The following is a 10,186-nucleotide window of genomic DNA, read 5'->3' as shown; positions in this document are numbered from 1 at the left end:
GTGAACTGCTGCATCAGCTGCAGCAGAATGCCCAGGCCGACCGAGCGGCGGAAATTGCGGTTCTCCAGGAACAGGTGCCAGCCGCGCTGCGGCATCTTCAGCTGCTCGCGGATGTCGTTCGCTTCGCGCTCGACGATTTCGGGGTTGCCGCGCAGGCGCTGCAGCACGTCCAGCGCTTCCGGCTCGCGTTGCTTCATCATCAGCCAACGCGGGCTGTCCGGCAAAAACAGCACGCCGAACAGGAAGAGTGCGCCAGGGATGGCGATCACGCCGAGCATCCAGCGCCAGTTGCCGGTGTAGCTGAAGGCCGTATCGGAAAGGAATGCCACAAAAATGCCGATGGTGATCATCAGCTGATACACCGAAATCATCGCGCCGCGAATGTATTCCGGCGCCACTTCGGCCAGGTACATCGGTGCGGTGAACGAGGCGATGCCAATGGCCAGGCCGAGAATGGCGCGTGCCGCGATCAGCATGCTGGGCGAGTGCGCGAAACCGCACAGCAGCGATCCGGTCACGAACAGCACTGCGCCGAGAATCAGCGAACGCTTGCGGCCCAGTGCAGAAGACAGCCAGCCGGCCATCAGCGCACCGACCGCAGCGCCGAACATCATCGAGCTGACGATCCATTCCAGTGCATGGTCGGAAATGCCGAAATCTTTCTGGATGAATTGTTGGGCGCCGGAAATCACGCCGATATCCAGGCCGAACATCAGGCCGGCCAGCGCGGCGAGCACGCAGGTAAAGATGGCGGTGGCCTTGGCGTGAGGCTTCACGTCCGAATGGGTTGTTGCAGTGGTTGGAATAATGCTGGCACTCATGAATGACTCCGTCATGGTTGTAGGTCGAACAAGTGCCTTTCCCCACACTTGCTCAACGTGCCGAATCCAACACGAGTCCGGATCCGGCTATGCATAAAATCAGGCACTCAGGTGCCTGATTCGCGGCAGGCCGTCCGTGACCTGCGCGACCAGTCTGTTTTCAGCAGCCTGGCCGAACGCGTCGCGCGGATGTTTTCATCTTCTTCACGACGCATAAAAAAGCCGGCTCATGCAGGCCGGCCGGTGAAACGAGGTTCGGGTATGCCGGTGAAGGGCACCTCGATGGCGAACAGGCCACCGGCATGCGGTTCGTTCGCAAGCGCCTCGGCGGAAAGTCCGTCGCGGGCACTGGTGATGTATAGCATGTTCAATCGTTCGCCGCCGAAGGCGACCCGGGTCGGCTGGCTGGCCGGCACGCGGATGACGAGGTCCTCCTTGCCGTCGGGCGTATAGCGCACGACACGGCCGGAGCCCCATTCCGCATTCCATAGCCCGCCTTCGCTGTCCACGGCGGAGCCATCGGGCTCGCCGGGCTGTTGCGACAGGTCGATGTGCATGCATGCATCGGCCACGCGGTCGCCGTAGCTGCAGCGATGCACGGTGCGCCGCCACGAGTCACAGTAGTACATGGTGGCGCCGTCGGGGCTGAAGGCGATGCTGTTGCTGATGGCGACCGGTCCCAGCGGCAGTGGTTCCAGCGTCAGATCGTGGTTGAGCCGATAGAAGCCACCGGCTGCACGCCGTGCTTCACCGCTGGCCGGTTCGTGCAGGGTGCCAAATACAAAGCGTCCCTGGCGATCGCAGGCGCCATCGTTGAGGCGTGTCGGCAAGCCGGCTTCCACCTCGGCGATGCGGCGCAGTTCACCGCTTTCTTCATGAAAGAACGCCAGTCCGCTCGCCAGTCCGAGCAGCAGCCAGCCATCGTCTTCGCACAAGGCGAACGAGGCCAGTCGCTCGGGCATTGGCCAGCGGCGCGTGCTGCCGTCGGCAGGGTGATAGCGCCACAGCAACGATGCATGGATGTCGGTCCAGTACAACGACTGGCTGCGCGTGCACCAGGTCACGCCTTCGCCGAGCGTGTTCTGTGCGTCAAGCACCAGCGGGCTCTCGAGACTCATGCCCAACCACCGTCGACAATGAAATCGTGGCCCGTGCACATGCGGCTATCGTCGGCACCCAGGAACAAGGCGGCGCGTGCGAGATCGTCCGCGCCCAGAAAGCCGGGCATGCATTGCTTGCGGCGAATCTCTTCCTCGCCGGCTTCATCCAGCCACAGCTCGCGCTGCTTGTCGGTGATCACCCAGCCGGGCACCAGGGCATTGATGCGGATCTGGTCCTTGCCAAGTTCGCGCGCCAGGCCGTTGACCAGGCCGCGCACGGCGGACTTCGCCATCGCGTACATGGGATAGCCGGCGTTCTTGATCATCCAGCCGGTGGAGCCCAAGCAGATGATCGAGCCGCCACCCAGCTCGCGCATGCCCGGCACGACCGCCTGCGCGGCGAAATACTGATGGCGCAGATTGACCGCGATGCTCTGCTCGAACTCTTCCGGCGTGGTGTCCTGCAGACGATGGCGGCGGTCGTTGGCGGCGTTGTTGATCAACACGCTGAAGCGGCCAACGCTTTGGCTTGCCGTGGCAATCGCCTGGCGCAGCGCCGCGATGTCGGTGACGTCGCAGCGCAGGAACTGCGGTGCATGACGTACGTCGGGGAGCGAGGCGATCAATGCAGCTGCGCTGGTGTCGTCGATATCGAAAAAGGCGACGCGCGCACCCTGTTGCGCGAAGTGCGCCACGAACGCGGCGCCGATGCCGGTCGCGCCGCCAGTAATCAGTACCGCGCGGTCGGCCAGGCTGGGGTAGGTGGCGAACATGGAACTGCTGGACATGGTCGACGACATTACCATTCCGCCACGCTGCCGTCGTTATGACGCCAGATCGGATTGCGCCAGCGATGACCGATGGCCGCGCGCTCGGCGACGTAGGCCTCGTTCACCTGCACGCCCAGGCCAGGTCCGGTCGGCATGGTCACGTAGCCGTCTTCGTATGCGAACACGCTGCGGTCGGTGATGTAGTCGAGCAGATCGTTGGTGGCGTTGTAGTGGATGCCCAGGCTCTGTTCCTGGATGAAGGCGTTGTGGCACATCGCATCCAGTTGCAGGTTGGCCGCCAGCGCGATCGGTCCCAGCGGGCAGTGCAGCGCCAGCGCCACGTCGTAGGCTTCGGCCATCATCGCAATCTTGTGCGTTTCGGTGATGCCGCCGGCGTGCGAAGGATCGGGCTGGATGATGTCCACGCCGCCGGTCGCGAACACGCGCTTGAAGTCGTAGCGCGAGTACAGGCGTTCGCCCAGCGCGATCGGCGCGGGCGAAATGCTGGCCAGTTCCGGAATGCATTCCAGGTGATCGGACAGCACCGGCTCCTCGATGAACATCAGCTTGAACGGCGCCAGCTCGCGCATCAGCACCTTGGCCATCGGCTTGTGCACGCGGCCGTGGAAATCCAGGCCCAGGCCGATATCCGGCCCCACGGCATCGCGCACCGCCTGCACGTTCTCCAGTACGCGCTGCACTTTCTCGTGCGTGTCGACGAAGTGCATCTCCTCGGTGGCGTTCATTTTTACGGCGGTGAATCCACGCGCCACTGCGTCTTTCGCGGCCTTCGCGGTGTCCGACGGACGATCGCCGCCGATCCACGAATACACCCGGATGCGCTCGCGCACCGGGCCGCCCAGCAGTGCATACACCGGCACGCCCAGATGCTTGCCCTTGATGTCCCACAGTGCCTGGTCGATGCCGGCGATGGCGCTCATCAGGATCGGGCCGCCGCGGTAGAAGCCGCCGCGATACATCACGTTCCAGTGATCCTCGATGTGGCGGGGGTCCTTGCCGACCAGGTAATCAGCCAGTTCATCGACCGCCGCTGCCACCGTATGCGCACGGCCTTCCACGACCGGTTCGCCCCAGCCGCTAATGCCTTCATCCGTATCGATGCGTACGAACAGCCAACGCGGCGGCACGAGGAAAGTGGTGAGACGGGTGATTTTCATGCGGGATTTCCTTGGGAATGTGTTTTCCAGGCTTGAGCGAAGGCGTGGGCGCGGCGACCGACGTCGTTCGCGTCACGGCCGGGTGCGTAGAGTGCGGAGCCAAGGCCGAAGCCGTTGGCGCCCGCAGCGATATAAGGGGCCATGTTGTCCGGCGTGATGCCGCCGACCGGCAGCATCGGCAGCTCGCGCGGCATCACCGCGCGCCATGCCTTGAGCACCGGCGGCGTCAGCAGTTCGGCGGGAAACAGCTTGATTGCATCGGCGCCGGCCTGGATGGCGGCAAACGCTTCGGTCGGCGTGGCCACGCCAGGCACGCAGTACAGGCCGGCGCGCTTGGCGGCGGCGATCACGCGGATGTCCGCGTGTGGCATCACGATCAGCCGGCCGCCTGCTGTGGCGACTTCGGTGACCTGCTCGGGCTGCAGCACGGTGCCGGCGCCGATCAGGCAGCGCTGTCCCAGCGCGTCGGACATCAGCCGAATGCTTTCCAGCGGCTGGGGTGAATTCATCGGCACTTCGATGACGCGGAAGTCCGCGGCGACCAGCGCGTTACCGATATCCAGCGCCTCTTCCGGCCGAAGGCCGCGAAGAATCGCCACCAGGGGAAGAGCATCGAGCCACGCGCGCATCATGTTGTTACTCCGGAAAAGGAATGAAGCTTGGCTTGGGCCAGCAATCCGGCGGCAGAAGCCAACTGCCAAAGCCCTTGCGCTGCGGCATCGTCGATGACAGCGGGCGGGGCATAACTGAAGTGATGGGCGGCCAGCGCATAGCGCTCGCATAGCGATGCTTCGCCGATCAGGCACAGCGGCGAAACGCTGCCGCCGCCGCGCAGGCGTGCGATGCGGAATTCTTCGCCGATCAACAGGCCGGAGAGAAAATCCGGCACCTGCGCAGGCGCCAGCTCGCCGGCAAGCATCAAGGCGCGTGTGGAGAATAGACGGCTAAAGATGCCTTCGGCGCCGCTGTCCCTGGCGGCAAGCACGCCGCGAACGAAGGTTTCGCTGGCAAAAGCGGCCGGTGGCTCGGCGGGAAGGCCGGCGCCGAGGATGGAATGCTTGATCAACAGCGCGTACATCTCGCCGGTCATGACCGTATCGAAGGCGACGATGCGGCCGTCGATCACCGTGGCCCACTTGCTGTGCGTACCCGGCAGGACGAAACGCATATTGGCCTGATACAGCGGCTGCCGCGCCAGCGCGCCGATGATCTGCGTTTCCTCGCCGCGCATGACGTCAGCCGGCTGATGCCGCTGCAGCCCGGGCGCAATCCACAAGGCATGGCTGCTGCAGTCGTCCACCCGCAGCATGCCGTGCGCGATGCTCGCCGCATCGGCGGGCAGGGCGACATAGGGCACTTCGCGCCAGCCCTGGCGGCTGCCGACCATGCCGGCGGCCACCGCGACGCAGGCCGGCCAATCGGCGGTGATGGCCTGCAAGGCGCCGACGAATCCGCCCTCGGGCAGCTGGCGGATACCCCAAGCCTGCTGGCGCGAGGCCATGACCTTGCCGTCGCCATCATAAAGATAGGCACGCAGGCTGCTGGTGCCCCAATCCAGTCCAATCAGTCGCACGCCGGTACTCATGCGGACTTCCTCGCGCGGCGCTTGCCGTTCATGTTGGCGCTTGAATCCACAATCATCTGTTGCATCGCACTTCGCGCCACTTCGGGCTGCCGCCGCCGGATCGCGTCGAACACTTGCTGGTGATAGGGCAGGGAGTATTTGAAATCGCCGCTCTTGCGCGCGGACTGGACAAAGAAGGAGCCCAAGGCGGTTTCCACCACGGAGAACAGGGATGCCAGCAATTCATTATTGGTTGCAACCAGTACGGCCTCATGGAACTGCAGGTCCGCCTCGGCCCATTCATCACTATTGCGTGCCGCTTCCATCGCGCGATACGCCGACTCGATCTGCTTGAGCTGGGTCTCGTCGCAACGGCGGGCAGCCAGGGCCGCCGCGGCAGGCTCGAAGATTTCGCGCATCTGCACCAGCTTCTGCACGAAATCGGCGGGCGGCATCGAGGCGCAGCGCCAAGCCAGTACGTCGGCATCGAGCTGATGCCAGTAGCGCTCTTCGCGCACGCGCGTGCCCACTTTCGGCCGCGCCTCGACCAGGCCCTTGGCGGATAGCACGCGCATGGCTTCACGCAGCGCCGTGCGGCTCACGTCCATCTGCTCGGCCAGCGTCTCCTCGCGGGGCAGCACCTCACCCGGCCGAAGCCGGCCGCTCACGATCCGCACCCCAAGTTCCTGGATGACGTGACCATGCAGATTGCGGACGTTTGTGACTCTCATCGGTGCTCTGATTGATTGAAGGAAAAGCGATCAGCGTGCTGCGTTGCGAAAGTGCTTATGCGTAGGGTGGGTTGACGGAGGGTGTCCGCGCGGCGCGTAACGAATGCGTATCTGTCACGTCGCTGGCTTATAACAGTCGCTTTTTCAACCCTGTCGACATCACTTTCCACCCCATGCCAACTACCACGATCTTGCCCGAGTTCTGCTTGCTCGATGACCATGCTGCAGTGCGTAAAGCCCCCGCGGTCATGCGTCTATATAATCATACAATATGCTCAGAAGCGACAGGGCATATGAGCGTCCGGTCTCATAGATTTCGTAAGGGGATCTGCTTGAAATCTGTAATGCTGCTCTGCTCCATCTTCATGGCCGCCTTGCTGCTGCCGTTCGCTGCGACAGCCGGCCAGGCAACCCGCGCGTCGTTCGGCCACACGGTGGATGGACAGGATGTCGAGATTGTCACGCTGACCAATAGCCATGGCATGCGCGCACGCGTCATGAGTTACGGCGCGTCGCTGCAATCGCTGTGGGTGCCGGATCGCAACGGCAAGCTCGCCGACGTCGTACTTGGCTACGACACACTGCAGGGCTATCTCGATCGGCGCCAGTATTTTGGCGCCACGGTTGGGCGCTATGCCAACCGCATTGCGCGCGGCAAATTCACGCTGGATGGCAAAACCTATAGCCTCACCTTGAATGACGGCGCCAATTCCTTGCATGGCGGCACGAAAGGCTTCGACATGCAGGTGTGGAAAGTGCTCGACGTGAAGCCCGGCCCCACGCCCAGCGTAACCATGGAATACGTCAGCCCCGATGGCGACCAGGGGTACCCCGGCAGGCTGACGGTCAAGGCCACCTACACCTTGAGCGACGATAACCAGCTCAAGATTGCCTACCTCGCCACCACGGACAAGCCGACCATCGTCAATCTTTCCAATCACACATATTGGAATCTCGGCGGCGAAGGTTCCGGTTCGGTGATGGATCAGCAACTGATGATTCCGGGCAACGCCATCACGCCGGTCAGCGATGCAGCGTCGATACCGACTGGAGACATCGCTGCCGTCGCGGGCACGCCGTATGACTTTCGCGTCGCCAAGCCGATCGGCCGCGATATTCGCGATGGCCGTTCGCAGCAATTGCTGTTCGGCAAGGGCTACGACATGAACTGGGTGCTCAGCCGCAAGGAAATCGAGCCGCGCGTGGTGGCGCGCGTGGAAGATCCGCATTCCGGCCGTGTGATGACCCTCTGGTCGAGCAAGCCCGGCCTGCAGTTCTATTCGGGCAATTTCCTGGATGGCACTACGGTCGGCAAGGATCACCACATTTATCGCCAGGGCGATGCCTTCGTGCTGGAACCGCAATTGTTTCCAGATACGCCGAACCATCCGAACTTCGGTTCCGCGCGGCTGGCGCCGGGCGAGATCTATCGCAACGTGATCGTCTACCGTTTCGGTATCGACCAGGCGGCGAAATAACACCTGGGCGGGTCGTCACGTTGCCGGCACCCTCGCCTGCATCAACCGTGTCGAAGCCGGGCGCACCGACGGTACGGCCAGCCTGTTGTGGAGAGATCGCTGGAAAACCGCATCCGCCACCCGGATCGCAGCTTGAGCCTGGGCTTGCGTTTCAAACTTTAAGTTTCCCCTCGGAGCATCGCCCGGTGATGCTCCTTTTTTTTATTCCTGGCGGTTGCATGCGTGCGTGCGGCTTGTGACCCTTGCGATACCGATGCGTACCCACCACAAGGCACGAGCCTGGCGCGTGACGCGCACTTACTATGCCAAAGGCAAAAATAGGTCAGAAACTTACAACAAAATAGGACTTCTTCTTGCGTAGAATTCGCCTTTTATTGCTTTCATGTGTTGATGCACTCTGATTGCGGGGAATCCTTCTACGCTATCGAGGACGTGCCATGTTCCGCTTTTCACGCAAGCTTCTCCGTAAAACGATCCTGACCACGATGATTGCCTTGAGCATCCCCAGCGTGGTGGCCGCGCAAGATGCCGCACCCGGCACAGGGCTGGGGCAGGCATGGCCGAATGCGCCGGATGTCAGCGCGAGTGCGCACTATCACGTGTATCGCTTCGAGCGTGACGGTGTTGCGTACATCCAGGTCAACGATCTGCAAGGGCAGGTGCGTGCAGCCGTTGCCACGACGCAAAACGCAACGTTCGCCTTGCCGATAGGCATGGATGCTCAGCATGTCGCCATCGCCATCGCCACCGGGCCGGCGTCGCCGGACCTGACGCAGGTGGTTTACCAGGACAGCAATCTGACGATCACCGCCGTTCCACAAGACGACGGCAGTGTGAGCATCATGGCGATGATGGCCAACTGTCCCGATCCTGGGCAGTGCTCCGCGAATCGGGTTACCCAGTGACGATCACGCGGCGCAATCCCCATTGCGCTCACCTTGCCCATAGTCGAACCGGCGCGACGGCGGCGGCGCGCTGGCTCGTTCGTGAGCCAGCGTCGCTCAGCAACGCGGTAAAGCGAAGCCCGGCAGAGGTCGTGCGCCAACGCGCATTTCCGTGGAACAAGCGTGTCAACAGCTGCAATTCGCTATCGGCGGTCACACGGGTGCCGAGTTTGGCGGCCACGCCCTTGCGCGCCTTCGCCTGCAGAAGGCCATACGCAACCTGGGATTCCTCCAGCGTACTGTCCATGCGCAAGACTACCCATGGAGCGCCGTCGCGCCGCCCCATGCGCAGGCTGAGATGGACGCCGATGCAGGCGGGCGAGGCGCTGAAATTCGCAGCCGCTGAACACGCCATGCGATAGAGCACGACTTGCGACGCCCCGCTCAGGAAACGTAGCCGACGCCCTGGCGTTTCGCAGGAATAGGCGATGCCCGCTTCGCGCAACGCGGTTCCGATGGTTTCCTCCATCGCCGCAGCCAGCCCGCGTTCGCGCCACGCGCTAGGGTAGATGCTTTCGGCGATGTGGTAGACCTCGCGCTGGACATTCCAGAAGTCCTGGCTGTAGTCGTCGCGCATCGACTCGGGTATGAAGCGCTGCATGACACGGGTGTAATCCATGCGCAGGATGCCCACGACGCACTCCAGCGCCTGGGAAGTTTGTTGCAACCGATCCTCGCTCAATACCAGGCTTTTCTTGGCCACCTTCTGCGTCTGGAAGGTTTCGTGTCGAAGCGCGTCAAGCATCTGTGCTTGCGCGGAAAGGCGAGCAGCAAACAGATAAAGGCAGGTGATCATGGAAGCGAGCAATGCTTGAACTTGTTGAACATTGGGGTCCGGCACCCACTTCACGACCAAGCAGATGCTGATCAGGCAAAGTGTTCCTCCAAATACGGAGGCTCGCCACCCGTGTTTGAGTGCCAAGCCAAGCGCAGGGAAAGAGAGCACCAGCATCACGGCCGGCTTGACGGTCTCCGGCACGATCCAATACAGCAATGTCAGCGCGGTGAATAGCGAAACAGAGATCAAGCCATCTCTCGACGCGGCACTAGTCTTCATGGCTCGCCACGACGGCCACCGCAGCGACCCCTCATGATGATGAATATGGATGATGACCACCCATGGCGTCACCATGAGTAAGACAAGATAGAGGTCAATAAAGAGCGAAAAGGCGATGCCCGCCGGCATGTGATAAGGGCCGCTTTTTGAATGTATCGTGGAGATGATCGCAAGGCTTGCAGCCGCCCAAAGCACTGCTAATAAGACCGTGCAATACAGGACCTTTCTGACATCGACCAAATCCTGAGAGGGGAAAAGCGCGGCACGCGTGCGGAACCACCACACCACTGGCATGGCCAGCATGATGGGCGGTATAGAAGCGAGAAGAGCCCATGTGTGCCCAAAATCCTCCGCGTACCCGAGGTTGCGATAAGCAAGCGGCACCACCTCGCCGATTACCAGTGCAGGCCAATAACGATAGGGAACCAACAAAAGACAGGCAATGCGCAATCCCGCCGCGAACGGCCAAGGCGCATTCGATAGCGCCCCCAAAACGACTAAATAAGCCAGCGCGTAACCCACCGCTATCCCAAGATGCGCCAA

General features: G+C 62.3%; 10 protein-coding genes. 2 read left to right on the top strand and 8 right to left on the bottom strand.

All coding sequences use genetic code 11. The features are described from left to right. The 7 genes from VMA74_RS20850 to VMA74_RS20820 form a co-directional block, all read right to left on the bottom strand. Window positions 1–821: sugar porter family MFS transporter (locus VMA74_RS20850; protein WP_325370521.1), on the bottom strand; the 821-nt coding region annotated here is incomplete at its 3' end. Window positions 822–1,048: 227 nt separating this feature from the next. Continuing rightward, window positions 1,049–1,939, bottom strand: coding sequence for an SMP-30/gluconolactonase/LRE family protein (locus tag VMA74_RS20845; RefSeq protein WP_325370519.1), 891 nt, complete (start codon window positions 1,937–1,939; stop codon window positions 1,049–1,051). Next, the gene (locus VMA74_RS20840) at window positions 1,936–2,721 is read right to left on the bottom strand and encodes an SDR family oxidoreductase (RefSeq protein WP_325370517.1); all 786 of its coding nucleotides are present in this window, start codon (window positions 2,719–2,721) and stop codon (window positions 1,936–1,938) included. Before VMA74_RS20840 ends, VMA74_RS20845 begins: the two co-directional genes overlap by 4 nt. Further along, a complete protein-coding gene (dgoD, locus tag VMA74_RS20835; protein WP_325370516.1) occupies window positions 2,721–3,869 on the bottom strand; it encodes a galactonate dehydratase in 1,149 nt (382 codons plus the stop codon). The genes VMA74_RS20840 and dgoD overlap by 1 nt, the downstream gene beginning before the upstream one ends. Next, window positions 3,866–4,501, bottom strand: a complete 636-nt coding sequence (locus VMA74_RS20830; protein ID WP_325370514.1) for a 2-dehydro-3-deoxy-6-phosphogalactonate aldolase — start codon at window positions 4,499–4,501, stop codon at window positions 3,866–3,868. Before VMA74_RS20830 ends, dgoD begins: the two co-directional genes overlap by 4 nt. Continuing rightward, complete coding sequence (locus VMA74_RS20825) at window positions 4,498–5,454, bottom strand: 2-dehydro-3-deoxygalactonokinase (protein WP_325370512.1); 957 nt, start codon at window positions 5,452–5,454, stop codon at window positions 4,498–4,500. The genes VMA74_RS20830 and VMA74_RS20825 overlap by 4 nt, the downstream gene beginning before the upstream one ends. Continuing rightward, window positions 5,451–6,164, bottom strand: a complete 714-nt coding sequence (locus tag VMA74_RS20820) for a FadR/GntR family transcriptional regulator (protein WP_325370510.1) — start codon at window positions 6,162–6,164, stop codon at window positions 5,451–5,453. Before VMA74_RS20820 ends, VMA74_RS20825 begins: the two co-directional genes overlap by 4 nt. Before the next feature lie 332 nt (window positions 6,165–6,496). Between VMA74_RS20820 and VMA74_RS20815 the strand changes: the two genes are divergently transcribed. Further along, on the top strand, window positions 6,497–7,642 hold the full coding sequence (locus VMA74_RS20815; RefSeq protein WP_325370509.1) for an aldose epimerase family protein: 1,146 nt from the start codon (window positions 6,497–6,499) through the stop codon (window positions 7,640–7,642). Window positions 7,643–8,136: 494 nt separating this feature from the next. Continuing rightward, the gene (locus VMA74_RS20810; RefSeq protein WP_325370507.1) at window positions 8,137–8,547 is read left to right on the top strand and encodes a hypothetical protein; all 411 of its coding nucleotides are present in this window, start codon (window positions 8,137–8,139) and stop codon (window positions 8,545–8,547) included. 28 nt (window positions 8,548–8,575) lie between these two features. On the opposite strand, the gene VMA74_RS20805 is transcribed toward VMA74_RS20810, so the two are convergent. Next, window positions 8,576–10,186: MASE1 domain-containing protein (locus tag VMA74_RS20805; RefSeq protein ID WP_325370505.1), on the bottom strand; the 1,611-nt coding region annotated here is incomplete at its 5' end.

The organism is Dyella sp. (assembly GCF_035508675.1).
Classification (GTDB): Bacteria; Pseudomonadota; Gammaproteobacteria; order Xanthomonadales; family Rhodanobacteraceae; genus Dyella_B.
This window is presented reverse-complemented; position numbering and strand designations above follow the sequence as displayed.